The 13494-nt window shown below is 60.4% G+C and carries 13 protein-coding genes; 5 read left to right on the top strand and 8 right to left on the bottom strand.

Translation table 11 applies throughout. From position 1 onward, the window contains the following. Positions 1–95 precede the first annotated feature (95 nt). The 5 genes from lnt to miaB all read right to left on the bottom strand — a co-directional run bounded on the left by lnt (position 96) and on the right by miaB (position 5595). The gene (gene lnt / locus ETC27_RS00170; RefSeq protein WP_136252980.1) at positions 96–1568 is read right to left on the bottom strand and encodes an apolipoprotein N-acyltransferase; all 1473 of its coding nucleotides are present in this window, start codon (positions 1566–1568) and stop codon (positions 96–98) included. Positions 1569–1625: 57 nt separating this feature from the next. Further along, positions 1626–2507 carry a CorC family transporter gene (locus ETC27_RS00165; protein WP_136252979.1) on the bottom strand — a complete coding sequence of 294 codons (882 nt, stop codon included), beginning with the start codon at positions 2505–2507 and terminating at the stop codon, positions 1626–1628. After that, positions 2504–3031, bottom strand: a complete 528-nt coding sequence (gene ybeY, locus ETC27_RS00160) for an rRNA maturation RNase YbeY (RefSeq protein WP_136252978.1) — start codon at positions 3029–3031, stop codon at positions 2504–2506. The genes ETC27_RS00165 and ybeY overlap by 4 nt, the downstream gene beginning before the upstream one ends. Continuing rightward, the gene (locus ETC27_RS00155) at positions 3028–4125 is read right to left on the bottom strand and encodes a PhoH family protein (RefSeq protein ID WP_136252977.1); all 1098 of its coding nucleotides are present in this window, start codon (positions 4123–4125) and stop codon (positions 3028–3030) included. The genes ybeY and ETC27_RS00155 overlap by 4 nt, the downstream gene beginning before the upstream one ends. A gap of 120 nt (positions 4126–4245) precedes the next feature. Beyond that, the gene (gene miaB, locus ETC27_RS00150; protein WP_136252976.1) at positions 4246–5595 is read right to left on the bottom strand and encodes a tRNA (N6-isopentenyl adenosine(37)-C2)-methylthiotransferase MiaB; all 1350 of its coding nucleotides are present in this window, start codon (positions 5593–5595) and stop codon (positions 4246–4248) included. A 408-nt stretch (positions 5596–6003) separates the two neighbouring features. Between miaB and ETC27_RS00145 the strand changes: the two genes are divergently transcribed. Then, positions 6004–6627: a TIGR04211 family SH3 domain-containing protein gene (locus ETC27_RS00145; protein WP_136252975.1), complete on the top strand. Its 624-nt coding sequence runs from the start codon at positions 6004–6006 to the stop codon at positions 6625–6627. 127 nt (positions 6628–6754) lie between these two features. After that, positions 6755–7396 carry a thiopurine S-methyltransferase gene (locus tag ETC27_RS00140; RefSeq protein WP_136252974.1) on the top strand — a complete coding sequence of 214 codons (642 nt, stop codon included), beginning with the start codon at positions 6755–6757 and terminating at the stop codon, positions 7394–7396. A gap of 195 nt (positions 7397–7591) precedes the next feature. Here the strand turns inward: ETC27_RS00140 and ETC27_RS00135 are convergent, their stop codons facing one another. From ETC27_RS00135 to ggt, 3 genes are all read right to left on the bottom strand, one after another. Further along, positions 7592–8221 (bottom strand): YajG family lipoprotein, encoded by a 630-nt coding sequence (locus ETC27_RS00135; protein WP_306462149.1) that lies wholly within the window; start codon positions 8219–8221, stop codon positions 7592–7594. A gap of 23 nt (positions 8222–8244) precedes the next feature. Then, on the bottom strand, positions 8245–9426 hold the full coding sequence (locus ETC27_RS00130; protein WP_136252973.1) for an MFS transporter: 1182 nt from the start codon (positions 9424–9426) through the stop codon (positions 8245–8247). Between the two features lie 77 nt (positions 9427–9503). Then, positions 9504–11234, bottom strand: coding sequence for a gamma-glutamyltransferase (ggt, locus tag ETC27_RS00125; RefSeq protein ID WP_136252972.1), 1731 nt, complete (start codon positions 11232–11234; stop codon positions 9504–9506). 187 nt (positions 11235–11421) lie between these two features. Between ggt and rpe the strand changes: the two genes are divergently transcribed. The 3 genes from rpe to ETC27_RS00110 all read left to right on the top strand — a co-directional run bounded on the left by rpe (position 11422) and on the right by ETC27_RS00110 (position 13421). Then, a complete protein-coding gene (gene rpe / locus ETC27_RS00120; RefSeq protein ID WP_136252971.1) occupies positions 11422–12120 on the top strand; it encodes a ribulose-phosphate 3-epimerase in 699 nt (232 codons plus the stop codon). Between the two features lie 5 nt (positions 12121–12125). Further along, positions 12126–12410, top strand: a complete 285-nt coding sequence (locus tag ETC27_RS00115; RefSeq protein ID WP_136252970.1) for a GIY-YIG nuclease family protein — start codon at positions 12126–12128, stop codon at positions 12408–12410. A 168-nt stretch (positions 12411–12578) separates the two neighbouring features. Then, positions 12579–13421 carry a mechanosensitive ion channel family protein gene (locus ETC27_RS00110; protein WP_136252969.1) on the top strand — a complete coding sequence of 281 codons (843 nt, stop codon included), beginning with the start codon at positions 12579–12581 and terminating at the stop codon, positions 13419–13421. Positions 13422–13494 lie beyond the last annotated feature (73 nt).

The raw sequence follows: 13494 nt of genomic DNA, 5'->3' as shown, positions 1-13494 counted from the left end.
AGGTGGTAGCAGAAGCCGTTGGTTGATCATGATGGACCGGTGTCAGCGTGTCAGCGGTAACTGGCTTGATCCGAGAACACATCATCACTGGTGCATTAGCTCGTGAGTCGGCGTCTTGATATGCGAAGTCCCGGCAGCACCAGGAGGGTGGCGGCGAGCCAGGCAGGCCAGCTCCCCGTTTGCGTGAAGGGCGTGCTGCCTTGCATGGCATGCACCTCGCCGGTCAGGGCGGTGGCGGTGAACTGGGGGGCTTGCGCGGTGATGCGCCCCTGGTCGTCGATGATAGCGGTGATGCCATTGCTGGTGGCACGCATCACATAACGGCCGTTCTCCAGAGCCCTGAGCCTTGCCATTTGCAGATGCTGCTTGGGACCCAGGGAATCCCCGAACCAGGTGTCGTTGGACACCGTCAGCAATATTTCGGCGTCCCGAGCGCGTGCGGCCACCAGATCGGCATAGACGATTTCATAGCAGATAGCACTGCCGATGGTGAGGCCAGCGGCCTTGATTGGCGCCTGCGTTCCTTGAGCCGGCGTCATCGCCGGGGCAGGCAGGTCGAAGAAGGCAATCAGGCCGCTCAACAGACTCTCGAGGGGCAGGTACTCGCCAAAGGGCACCAGGTGAGCCTTGCGGTATTGGCCGCTGGCATTTCCAAGGCCGATGATGCTGTTGAAATAGCCATCCTCATCACGCTGCAGGATGCCGGTGAGCAAGGCGGTATCAGGGGCGATATTGGCCTGAACGCGTTCCAGAAGCGGCCGGGCCTGGTCTTCGAACATCGGCAGGGCGGCCTCGGGCCAGACGATCAGGTCGGCATCGTCCTCGAGGTTGCCTGTCAGGGTGCTGTAGGTGTTCCAGGCGTCTCGTTGTCCCTGAGGGCTCCACTTGCTCAGTTGAGGCAGATTGCCCTGCAGCAGTGCCACCTGAGTCTGGGCCTCGGCAGGGCGCGTCCACTGGTCGGGAAGCGCCTGAGGCACTAGCCAAAGGCCGGCGATGATGGCCGCCGGCACCCAACGCTGTCGCAGGGCTTCAACGCCTAGGGTGCCGGTCAGGGCGGTGATCAACGATAGCAGATAGACACCACCCACCGGTGCCCAGGCAGCCAGTGGAGAATCGACCTGTGAGGTGCCGATCAGTAGCCAGGGAAAGCCGGTAAACAGATAGGTGCGCAGTACCTCGCCAAGCACCCAGGCGCCGGCAAAACTGAAAGCGGCAAGCCTTTGGCCGGTCAGGCGCCGGTACAGCCATAGGGTGGCGGCAGGGAAGAGCGCCATGGATGCGACGAAGAGAGCGGTAAGCACCAGTGCCAGCGGCATGCTGGTGTAGCCATAGTCATGGATCGAAACATATACCCAGGAGGCACCGCTACCAAAGAGGCCAAGGCCATAGCACCAGCCCTTGAGAGCCGCCTGGCCAGGGCTCAGGGTCTGTATGCCAAGATACATCAGGCCGATGGCGACCGGGCCTAGCCACCATAGGGTGAAGGGGGCGGCGGACAGGGTCGTGAGTCCGCCAGCAATCAGCGCGATCAGGCAGCCGATCACCAGGCTCAGGCGTCGTTCTTTCATCATCGGTCTCTTGTGGCGTCCATGCACCGCAACTGAGGATCGTCTAGTCGATCGTCATCAGGCGCGGTTCTCCTCTGGATACTGGGTGTCGGCCTGTTCGGCCTGTAATAGGCGAATACGCCGGTTATCGGCATTGAGTACCGTGAATCGCCAACCGCCGAGTTCAGCAAATTCGCCACGGCGGGGAAGGTGGCCGAAGCTCTGCATCACCAGGCCGCCAAGGGTGTCGAACTCTTCGTCGGAGAAGTCAGTATCGAAGCGCTCGTTGAAGTCTTCGATCGGTGTCAGGGCGCGAATTGCATAGCTGCTATCCCCCAACTCGCGGATATCCTCTTCCTCGTCGGTATCGTGTTCGTCTTCTATATCGCCGACGATCTGTTCAAGGATGTCTTCGATGGTCACGATGCCGGCCGTACCGCCGTATTCGTCGACCACCACCGCCATGTGATTGTGCGTCTCGCGGAATTCCTTTAATAGGCTGTTCAGGCGCTTGGATTCGGGCACGAACATGGCCGGACGCAGGATGCTGGTGAGATCGAAGCTGTCACGATTTTCCTGGCTCTTACTGATCAGCGGCAGCAAATCCTTTGCCAGCAAGATCCCTTTGACTTCATCCAGGTTTTCGCCGATGACCGGGTAGCGGGAGTGGCCGGTCTCGAGAATGACCGACAGATAATCCTCCGGCGGCTGATCGGCGGCAATCGCCGTAACCTGCGAGCGGGGGATGAGGACTTCCCGAACCTGCTGGTCGCTGATCTGAAGGGCGCCCTCGATGATGGTCAGTGCATCCTGATCAAGGCGCATCCGTGGACCGGCTTCGCGCAAGAATTCCCTCAACTCGTCACGAGAACTGGGCTCTTCGGAGTCAGAACTGAAGGCGTTGAACAGTTTTTCGAACCAGGACTTGTTGCCCTGACTACTCGATCGATCTTCGCTCATGCGTGGGGTCTCTTTTCCTCGGAACCAAGGTCGAGATGATGGTCGGCCGCATAGGGGTCCTGGATGTCGAAGCCCGAAAGGATAACCCGTTCAAGAGCCTCCATCTGCTCGGCTTCGTCATCCTCGATGTGATCATGGCCCAGCAGGTGCAAGGTGCCATGGATCACCATATGAGCGTAGTGAGCCGCCAGTGACTTGTCCTGCTCGCGAGCCTCGCGGACCACGACAGCATGACAGATAACCAGGTCGCCGAGCAGCGGCAGTGATACACCTGGCGGCGACTCGAAAGGAAAGGATAAGACATTGGTCGGACGGTCGCGGTCGCGATAGTCGCGATTGAGCGTCTGGCTCTCATCGGAATCGACAAAACGCACCGTCAGTTCCTGGTGCGTTTCATCTGCATGCTGAAGCACCGCACCGATCCAGCGTTCCAGTTCGTCCTGCGTGGGCAGCGCCGCGATGGCGTCGCTGTCCTCAAGGACGACCTGGCGATCGACAGTGACTGGCGGAGGTTCACTTATCATGATGACTCCCCCGTGCTGCCAGGGGTCTGGTTCAGGCGCGCTTGGCGCTCGCCGGCCTGTGCTTCGCGCCGCGCCTCACGCTGTTCACGACGGTCTCGCTCGGCGGCTTCTTGCTCGGCCTCGAAGTGATCGTAGGCTTCGATGATCCGCTGGACGAGCGGGTGGCGCACCACATCCTTGGCGGCGAAATGGGTGACGCCGATGCCCTGGGTGTCCTTGAGGACGTCGAGGACCTGAATCAGGCCCGAACTCTGCCCCTTGGGCAGGTCGACCTGGGTCACGTCACCAGTGACCACGGCCGTCGAGCCGAAGCCGATGCGAGTCAGGAACATCTTCATCTGCTCGCGTGTGGTGTTCTGACTCTCATCGAGAATGATATAGGCGTTGTTCAGGGTGCGGCCGCGCATGTAGGCAAGCGGCGCGATCTCAATGACCTGGCGCTCAATCAACTTGTTGACCTGCTCGAAGCCGATCATCTCGTAGAGGGCGTCGTACAGCGGACGCAGATAGGGATCGATCTTCTGAGCCAGGTCGCCAGGCAGAAAGCCCAGCTTCTCACCGGCTTCAACGGCAGGGCGCACCAGCAGGATACGGCGGACTTCCTGGCGGTTGAGGGCTTCCACCGCAGCGGCAACGGCCAGATAGGTCTTGCCGGTACCCGCCGGTCCGATACCGAAATTGATATCGTGAGCACGGATGCTGGCGACGTAGCTCTGCTGGTTCTGCCCGCGCGGCTTGATCAGCGCCTTGGGCGTGCGCATCAGCAGGTCGCCATCGCCGATGGCGTCTTCATCCTCCTCAATGGCTTCGAGGCCGGATTCCTGCAGGAAGAGATGCACCATGTCAGGCGTAAGGTCGCTCGCTTCAGTTTCGCGGTACAGACGCTCAAGGACATTGGCCGCTGCCTTGGTCCGGGCGCCGGGGCCGGCCAGCTGAAAGGTGTTGCCGCGGTTGCGCAGGGTCACGCCCAGGCGCTCTTCGATCAGCTTTAAGTGTTCATCACGCTGACCGCTTAAGTTGGCCAGGCGCCTCGGATCATTGGGCTCGAGGGTCAGGGTGATGATGCGATTGGCCTGAGAAGTAGTCTGGGTCAAGTCGTGAGGGTCCCATGCGTTGAAGAAGGATGTCGGCAGCTTACTGCCCGGGTGTGTCGGGGGCAATGCCTGCGGCGACGCACGGCCAAGGCCGTGCGTCGCCTGGGAGGAAGGCCGAGCTTAGTAGCAGGCGGGAGAAGCCAGCTCGCCGCGCAGTGAGTTGGGTAGCGCCTCGGTGATTTCCACATCGACAAAGTGACCGATCAGCTCGGCCGGATTCGGGGCGCGGAAGTTGACCACCCGATTATTCTCCGTGCGGCCGGATAGCTGGCCGGGGTCTCTTGGTGAGAAGCCGGTGATCAGGATGCGCTCGATGTTGCCGACCATGCGTCGACTGATGTGCATCACATTCTGATTGAGGCGCTCCTGCAGGATAGCCAGACGCTCTTTCTTGACCGACTCCGGCGTTTCGTCGTCAAGCTCGGTGGCGGGGGTGCCCGGCCGCGCCGAATAGACAAAGCTGAAGGAATGGTCGAAGCCGATGCGATGGATTAGATCCATGGTCGCCTCGAAGTCGGCTTCGGTCTCGCCGGGGAAACCGATGATGAAGTCCGATGAGAAACTGATTTCTGGGCGCAGCGCACGGATGCGTTCGAGTTTGTCGACGTACTCCTCGACCGTGTGACCACGCTTCATGGCGGCCAGGATGCGATCCGAGCCGGCCTGTACGGGCAGATGCAGGTGGCTGACCAGTTCCGGAATTTCACCATAGGCTTCGATCAACGAATCCGAGAACTCCACCGGGTGTGAAGTAGTGAAGCGAACGCGATCGATCCCTTCGACAGCAGCCACGCAGGCGATAAGCTCGGCCAGGTCGATTTCGTCGCCGAGCTGGTTTTCACCCCGATAGGCATTGACGTTCTGACCCAATAGGTTGATTTCCCGCACGCCCTGGTCGGCGAGATGAATGACCTCGTCCATCACCGATTCGAAGGAACGGGAGATCTCCTCGCCGCGGGTGTAGGGCACTACACAGAAAGTGCAGTACTTGGAGCAGCCTTCCATGATCGATACGAACGCGGTGGCGCCATCGGAGCTTGGCTTGGGCAAGTGGTCGAACTTCTCGATTTCCGGGAAGGTTACGTCGACCACCGAGATGGGGTCCGCGCTCTTGTTGCGTGTGTCGAGCATGGTGGGTAAGCGATGCAGCGTCTGGGGTCCAAAGACCATATCGACGTAAGGCGCACGCTTGCGTAGGGCTTCGCCTTCCTGGCTGGCCACGCAACCACCAACGCCGATCACCAGGTCCGGGTTCTTTTCCTTGAGCTTTTTCCAGCGACCCAACTGGTGGAACACTTTCTCCTGCGCCTTCTCGCGGATCGAGCAGGTATTGAGCAGGAGAACGTCGGCATTGCGCTCGTCGTCGGTCATTTCAAGCTGGTGAGATTCGCCGAGCAGATCCGCCATGCGGTCGGAATCATACTCGTTCATCTGGCAGCCATGGGTCTTGATGAAGAGTTTCTTCGTCATAACAATAGGCCGAGACCGCAGGGGCCACGGCGCGTCCGTCACCGAAATGGGGAATGAAGATGGGTGTGGCCTAGATAGGGCAACCCGATCAGGAATTGGGCGATATTATACGTATCCAGTGGCGGCGCGGCCAGCGTCCAAAGGCTGTGCTATTCTGGCCGCCGTCGGGGAAATCGTCTGCCATCCTTGGATGACAGTAAGGTTAAAATTTAAACAATCCGTGGCAGTTCCAGGCCTTGCGCCGATTGCCACGCGATCGTTGACGGTTTTCCCAAGACTTATCCACAGAAAGTGTGGATGGGGAAAGGTCTCATCGCAGTGCCATCGTCACAGGACGTGCGGTGGCCTGAGCTAATCCGCGTGGGCAGGCGTCAACGAGCCTCCATCGCCCTGATAGACGGCAGATTTATGCGAACATTCAACTCTTTGATGCTGGGGATTTCCTTGGCGACGCTGACACTTGGGGCCGAGGCCCAGGAGTCCACCGACCCTGATTTTTGGGTATCGGATGATCTCACCACTTTCGTACGCAGTGGGCCGACCGACGGCTATCGTATTGTTGGAACCCTGACAGCTGGTGATCCCGTCGAGTTGCTCGAGACCAACGGGGATTATTCGCTGGTTCAGGGGCCAGGTGGCGATCAGGTATGGATTCTCTCCTCGAACCTTCAAGACGAGAAAAGCGCCACCGCACAGTTGCCGGCGCTCCAGGAGCGCGTCGAGACCTTGAGCGACGAGCTTGAGGGAATCAACGAGCAATGGGAGGGGCGCCTGGCATCTACGACCTCTGCCCTTGAACAGCGCGAGGCGCGTATCGAGGACCTCGAGAGCCGAAAACAAGCGCTACAGCAGCAGTTCAGCGATGCCCAGGAGAAAGTGCGTGGACTCAAGGCACGGCTGGATACCCAGGAAGAAGACCTGCTGTTGCGCTATTTCATGTACGGCGGTGGCGTGGCCGGTGGCGGCTTACTGGTGGGACTGATCGTTCCCCATCTGCCGAGGCGTCGCAAGAAAAGCGATCGCTGGTTCTAACATGATCCGCCCAGCTGCCCTGGCGCGCCCGGCCGCGATGTACAGAAAGTGTGAGTGATCAGCCTCCATCGGGCCGGGCGTTTGCTGATGGGTGTTGAAGGAAAGGGGCCGAGCAACAGGAGTATGCATGAGCAATGAGTGGATATCGCGCTGGCGCGAGGGGCGGATCGGGTTTCACCGTGAGGCCGAGCATCCTGCACTAGTTCGGCATTGGCCGGACCTGGGCGTCGAGGCAGAGACCACGGTGCTGGTGCCGCTATGTGGCAAGAGCCTGGATATGCGTTGGTTGGCGGCCCGCAGTCACCCGGTGCTGGGGATCGAGTTGGCTTCGCAGGCGATTGAGCAATTCGTTGCCGAGGGCGGAGAGTCATCTCGTTATCGCCAGGGAGACTTCGAGGTCTGGCGGCAGGGCAACATCGAATTGTGGTGTGGCGATTTCTTTCATTTCCATACCCAGCAGGCCGCCGACCTGGGTGCCTTCTACGATCGTGCGGCCCTGATCGCGCTGCCTCAGGCGACCCGTCAGCGTTATGCCTTCCATTTGGCTCAGCTGTTGCCACCCGGCGCGCGGGGGATCTTGATCAGCTTGACGCGAGCCCCTGGTGATAACGCTGGCCCGCCGTACAGTGTGCCTGCCGATGAAGTACACCAGCTGTTCGGGGCCAATTTCGAAGTGAGCCATCTGGAGGATGGTGAGCCTGAAGCCAATGGCTGGCAGGAGAGTGTCTGGGCACTTACGCGCCGCGGACCTCGCGCAAGCCAGGAATAAGCCTAGTGGTCCGGAATAAACCTAGTGGTCATGGAGACAGTCATTAGCGGTAGTCATTAATATTAGTCATTAACGAAGAACTTGGTGTGACATGCATCGCCAACGCTTAACAGAACGCCCGGCCATTCAACAGGCCGGGCGTTCTTTTTTTCAAGTGACGGATCTCTTCGATTATTACAGACAGGACGCGGTGCTTCAGCGGGCCAGCAACTGGCCAAGGGCCGGGTCACTGAATGATCGGTCGAGGCCGTCGCTCAGCAGTTCGTTGATCATCTGGGTGTTCTCTTCAAGGCTTGGGCGCAGCGCATAGGACTGGTTGCGCCGCGAGGTATAGCGGCCGACATAGCTTTCGCCGCCATTGTGGGCCTCGGCCTCGAACACCGCCTCGAGCTCTGCTTCACCGAGCAGTGGTTGGCGATTGCCCCGCGCATAGTCAAGACGCTTGAGTGTCAGTGTCAGGCTCGGGCGCTGGGCGCTTGCTTCATCGGTAGGCGTGAACCCCATCTGACGCAGGGCATAATCCGCCTGCGCCTGGAGCTCGGGCAGTACATCGCCGCTCTCGAGGGTAATGGTGTCCGTACTCATGGTGGCGCCACTGCGACTCCCCAGGAGGGCACTTTCACGACCATCGACCACGGTCAGTGTTACTGCCTGGCCACTGCCGCTCGCGGGCAGGTTGCCGCTGACCTTAGGGGTGGCCTGAACATAGTGCGGGCTACTGGCGCAGCCGGTCATCGCCAGCAGGAGTAGGCCCAGCATCAGGCTGTGCAGCAAGAAAGCTAACCTGGGCGCCCGGGAAGCGTGGTGGCGTGTCTCATCGCTCAATGGGTGTCTCATGATAAGGAGCCTTATGTTGTGGAGGGTGCGGTGTCTTGCCGCCGAGTATACCCATGCAGACACCACAAGCCGATGATCGGCCCCGGCAGCATCAGCCAGGCAATCCAAGGGCCGGTGGTCTGCCAGAGTGGGATCAAGGTCAGTAGCGACAACATGGAAATCGCAAAGCCGATGGCGTTCTGCATGGTCAGGGCGCTGCCGACGATACTGGCGGGACAGGCATGGGCCGAGAGCGCCGAGAATTGCGGTGAGTCGACCACTGCCAGCGCACTCCACAGCGCCAGGAACGCGACTAGCCCCGTCGCTGGCAGCTCGCTCAACAGTGGATAGAGCGCACAGCACAGGCTTGAGCCCGCCAGAGCGAACTGTGCCACTCGTCGGCTGCCCAAGCGTGCACTGAAGGCACCGCCAATCCAGCAGCAGGGGCCGCCGATAGCGATCAGTGCGAAGGAGGCGAAGGCAAGCTCGGCGGTACCCAGGGATGGAAAGCGGGTCGCGAGAAGCAGGGGCAGTAAGGCCCAGAGGGTATAGAGCTCCCACATGTGGCCGAAGTAGGCGCCTGCAGCATGACGGAAATGACGGATCCGGAAAGCTGACAGCCCTGCCAGGCGCAAGCCTCGAACGGGAGTGGCACGGGTCTGACATGGCGCCTCGCCCAGCCGCCATACCATGATGCCACCCAGCACAGCCAGCAGCGAGGCGCTCCAGATGCCACCTCGCCAGGACAGGGTGATCTCATCGAGAGCGGTGAGGCCGCGCAGGCCGTGGGGCAGGGCGGTCCCCAATACCAGCATGCCGACCAGCCAGGCCAGACCCACGCCGCTGCGCCCCGGCATCCAGCCGACCATCAGCTTCATGCCCACCGGATAGATGCCCGCCAGACACATGCCGGTGATGACCCTGAGCGTTACGGCGCCTTGGAGCCCCCCAGCCAGCGGCAGCAGGGCATTGGAGAGGGCGCCGAGCAGGCAGCAGGCGGCGAACAGCCGGCTGGCATCGACGCGGTCGGCAAGCCCGCTGAGGCCGATGATCAGGGTGCCGAGCAGAAAACCGCCTTGAACGGCGCCGGTCAACCAGCCGAGATCGGCCGGTGTCAGTGTCCATAGCGCCATCAGATCTGGCAGGACGGCGTTGGGAGTGAACCATAATGCGGTACCAAACAGCTCGGCGATGGCGAGAATCAGGGTGGGCATGAGCACCTGAGCGCAACGGAGAAATGAAACGGCCCGGCAATGCCGGGCCGTGGGTAAGAGCAAAGCTGTGTGGAATGTTAGAGCCCCATGGCAGAAGAGGTCGAGCGCCGCGGGTCAGCACCGCCGAAGTAGTCTCCCTGGCGAATCAGGATCGACTGCGCAGCCCCCATAGCGTCCTGTTGGCTGATCACATGGCCCTTAGCCTCAAGCAGCTCGATCGTATCCGGGCTGATGCCATCCTCAATGCGAATCTCGTCGGGCAACCATTGATGGTGGATGCGCGGTACGCTGACCGCTGTCTGGATGTTCATGTCGTGATCGATGACGTTCATCAACACCTGAAGGGTGGTGGTGATGATCCGTGAGCCGCCGGGGCTGCCGGTGATCAAGTAGTTTTTGCCATCCTTCTTGACGATCGTCGGGGTCATCGAAGAGAGCATGCGCTTCCCTGGCTCGACCTTGTTGGCCTCGCCGCCGATTAGCCCGTAGGCATTGGGTACGCCGGGCTTGGCCGAGAAATCGTCCATTTCATTATTGAGCAAGAAGCCGGCGCCATCGACGACGATCCCCGAACCGTAGCTGAAATTGATGGTGTAGGTGTTGGATACCGCCAGGCCATTGCCGTCGGCAATCGAGAAGTGGGTCGTCTCGTTGGATTCATAGGGTAGCGGGTTACCCGGCGCCAGGCTGTCACTGGGCGTCGCCTTGTCCATGCTGATGCCCTTGCGCAATTCATCAGCGTAGGCCTTCGAGGTGATGCCCTCGAGAGGCACCTCGACGAAGTCGGTATCGCCCAGATACTCGGAGCGGTCCGCGTAGGCGCGTTTCATGGCCTCGGCCATCACGTGAATGGTGTCGGCTGAATTGAAGCCCATGGCGCCGATGTCGTAGTCCTCAAGGATATTGAGCATCTGCACGATATGGGCGCCGCCGGAGGAGGGTGGGCTCATGGCGTAGATGTCGTGGCCACGATAAGTGCCGTGACTTGGCTCGCGAATGACCGGCTGATAGTTGGCCAGATCGTCCATGGTAATCAGGCCGTTATGGGCCTCCATCTCGGAGACGATCAGTCTGGCAGTCTCGCCTTCATAGAACTCCCGGGCCCCCTCGGTGGCGATGCGCTTGAGGGTGGCGGCAAGATCCGGCTGACGGAAGGTTTCGCCGACCTGATAAGGGCTGCCATCAGCCTTGAAGAATTTCGCCCTTGATGCGGCCCAGGGCTCGAAGGTCATGCGCGCATCATGTATGCCGTCGACAAAGCGCTGAGGAAGCGGGAAGCCATTGTTGGCCAGTTCGATGGCGGGCGCCAATGCCTCGGCAAGGCTCATGGTTCCATATTTTTCCAAGGCCATGGCCAGGCCTGCAACGGTGCCGGGCACCCCGGCTGCCAGATGCGTGAAGCGCGAGCGTTCGGTGACGGGGTCACCATCAGCGTCCTGGAACATGGTCTCGGTGGCCGCAGACGGCGCCATCTCACGATAATCAATGGCGATGACCTCGCCGCTCGATTCATCCGAGATCAGCATGAAACCGCCGCCACCAATATTGCCTGAGCGTGGCTGGGTGACGGCCAGAGCGAAGCCGGCACTGACGGCAGCATCCACGGCATTGCCGCCCGCCGCCAGTACGTCATGGGAGACCTGAGAGGCCAGGAAATGGCTGGTGGCCACCATTCCCTGGGTGCCAACTTCCGGGTGGAAGCGTGCACCCTCGAGAATCGCTTCCTGCGCGAAGGTGCTGGGTGCGAACGATAGACTACCAGCCAGCAGGCCAAGGGCCAGCGAGCGACGAATGTGGATCTGGGGCATGACCGTCTCCTTGGTGATGGGCTATTTCACTATTGTTGCTTTGTGAAAGGGCTGCAAGGAAAAGCCATGTGAAGGGGTGGTTGATTCTTCCATGAGTGGCGCACCGGGATGCTGGCGCTTTGCGTTCTGCTAGAATGGCGACCTTTTCCCTGTCACCCCCTCTTCCTAACAGGAGCCTGCCCTGCCCATGAGCGACGCAATGCCAGACTTCAAGATCGCACCCTCGATCCTTTCAGCCGACTTCGCCCGTCTCGGGGAGGAGGTCGACAATGTATTGGCCTCCGGCGCCGACATCGTGCATTTCGACGTCATGGACAATCACTACGTGCCCAACCTGACCATTGGTCCCATGGTCTGCGAGGCGCTGCGCAAGCATGGCGTTACCGCCCCGATTGACGCCCACCTGATGGTGCGCCCGGTCGACCAGTTGATTGGCGACTTCATCGATGCCGGTGCCAGCTATATCACCTTCCACCCGGAAGCGTCCGATCATATCGACCGGTCGCTGGCGATGATCCGCGACGGAGGATGCCAGGCCGGGCTGGTATTCAATCCGGCAACACCGTTGTCCTATCTCGATTACGTGATGGACAAGGTCGACATGATTCTATTGATGAGTGTCAATCCAGGATTCGGCGGACAGTCGTTCATTCCGGGCACACTCGATAAGCTGCGTGATGTTCGCCGGCGTATCGATGCCAGCGGCCGCCCGATTCGTCTGGAAATTGATGGGGGCGTGAAAGTCGAAAATATCGCTGAGATTGCCCGAGCCGGGGCCGACACCTTCGTCGCCGGTTCTGCCGTGTTCAAGGGTCGCAACGACGAAGACCCAAACCGTTATGACAGTGTGATGCAGGCCTTCCGTGATGAGCTGGCGAAGGCCTGAGCAGCATGACGGCCTCTCCCTGCTGGCATCTCTATATGCTCAAGACGGCGGCCGGGCACCTTTATACCGGCATTACCACCGATGTGGTGAGGCGCTTCGCCGAGCACAGCGAGGGTGTCCGTGGCGCCAAGGCGCTGCGTGGCAAGGGGCCACTGACGCTTCTTCACCACGAGGCCGTCGGGGCGCGTGGAGATGCGTTACGCCTCGAAGCTCAGGTCAAGCGTCTGTCGCCGGCGGGCAAGCGCGCCTGGCTCGAGGCGCGATGCCCAGGCTGCACTGATACAGATTGAGTACCGCAAACGCTGCCATAATGGCTGCGGTGCTCTATAAAGGGATGAACCGGCCGGCAGCGAAGAGGTTGCTAAGCCTCTTGGCGGTACCATGTCGCCGATGCCTGATCACTGAGAACTGACCAACCCCGGCGGCATGCATGCCGCCCGACTCGTTGAGGAACCGCTATGGAAATGGATGCCCTTATCACCTACCTACAGACCACCGGTGCTGGCTTTGCTATCGATCTGGTGGCGGCTCTCGCCATCTTCGTGATCGGTCGCTGGGTGGCGTCAGTGGTGCATCGTCTAAGCACCAGGGCCATGGAGCGGGCCAGGATCGAGCCGCTGTTGATCAAGTTCCTGGGTAATATCCTGCGAACGTTGTTGCTGATCGTGGTAGTGCTGGCGGCCATCAGCCAGTTAGGTATCCAGACCACTTCCTTGATTGCGGTGCTGGGTGCTGCCGGATTGGCCGTTGGTCTGGCGCTACAGGGCTCGCTTGCCAACTTCGCCGCCGGTGTGCTGGTGATTATCTTCCGGCCGTACAAGATCGGGGATTACGTCGAGGCCGGAGGGGTAGCCGGGGTGATCGATGACGTACAGATCTTTACTACCGAGCTCAAGACGGGCGATAACCGCAAGATCATCGTGCCCAACGGTCAGATGATGAACAGTGCGATCACCAATTACTCCTCGCATGACACTCGCCGGGTCGACCTGGTGGCGAGCGTCGGTTACGACGCCAATATCGATACTGTGCGCCGGGTGCTGGAAGAAGTGGTCGCGAACGATACCCGAGTCCTTGAAGCGCCGGCGCCCAATATCCGTATGAATGCGATGATGGATTCCAGTGTCAACTGGATCGTGCGGCCCTGGGTCAAGGCCAGCGATTACTGGGATGTGTACTGGGAAATGACGGAAGAGATCAAGCGGCGCTTCGACGCCGAAGGCATCAGCATTCCCTTCCCGCAGCGAGACGTGCACGTCTATCACCATGAAGAGCAGCAGAGCGGGCAGGGCCGCTTGTAAGACTCATGGCGATCGCAGTACTAGCGCGATAACGACAAGGCCGCCGAGATCATCGGCGGCCTTGTCGTTTTGA

This window comes from Onishia niordana, from assembly GCF_004798965.1.
Lineage (GTDB): Bacteria > Pseudomonadota > Gammaproteobacteria > Pseudomonadales > Halomonadaceae > Onishia > Onishia niordana.
This window is presented reverse-complemented; position numbering and strand designations above follow the sequence as displayed.

Excerpts from the sequence above, each read along its gene's own strand:
- lnt (WP_136252980.1), bottom strand. The coding sequence starts at position 1,568 with ATGAAAGAACGACGCCTGAGCCTGGTGATCGGCTGCCTGATCGCGCTG.
- ETC27_RS00165 (WP_136252979.1), bottom strand. The coding sequence starts at position 2,507 with ATGAGCGAAGATCGATCGAGTAGTCAGGGCAACAAGTCCTGGTTCGAA.
- ybeY (WP_136252978.1), bottom strand. The coding sequence starts at position 3,031 with ATGATAAGTGAACCTCCGCCAGTCACTGTCGATCGCCAGGTCGTCCTT.
- miaB (WP_136252976.1), bottom strand. The coding sequence starts at position 5,595 with ATGACGAAGAAACTCTTCATCAAGACCCATGGCTGCCAGATGAACGAG.
- ETC27_RS00145 (WP_136252975.1), top strand. The coding sequence starts at position 6,004 with ATGCGAACATTCAACTCTTTGATGCTGGGGATTTCCTTGGCGACGCTG.
- ETC27_RS00140 (WP_136252974.1), top strand. The coding sequence starts at position 6,755 with ATGAGCAATGAGTGGATATCGCGCTGGCGCGAGGGGCGGATCGGGTTT.
- ETC27_RS00130 (WP_136252973.1), bottom strand. The coding sequence starts at position 9,426 with ATGCCCACCCTGATTCTCGCCATCGCCGAGCTGTTTGGTACCGCATTA.
- ggt (WP_136252972.1), bottom strand. The coding sequence starts at position 11,234 with ATGCCCCAGATCCACATTCGTCGCTCGCTGGCCCTTGGCCTGCTGGCT.
- rpe (WP_136252971.1), top strand. The coding sequence starts at position 11,422 with ATGAGCGACGCAATGCCAGACTTCAAGATCGCACCCTCGATCCTTTCA.
- ETC27_RS00115 (WP_136252970.1), top strand. The coding sequence starts at position 12,126 with ATGACGGCCTCTCCCTGCTGGCATCTCTATATGCTCAAGACGGCGGCC.
- ETC27_RS00110 (WP_136252969.1), top strand. The coding sequence starts at position 12,579 with ATGGAAATGGATGCCCTTATCACCTACCTACAGACCACCGGTGCTGGC.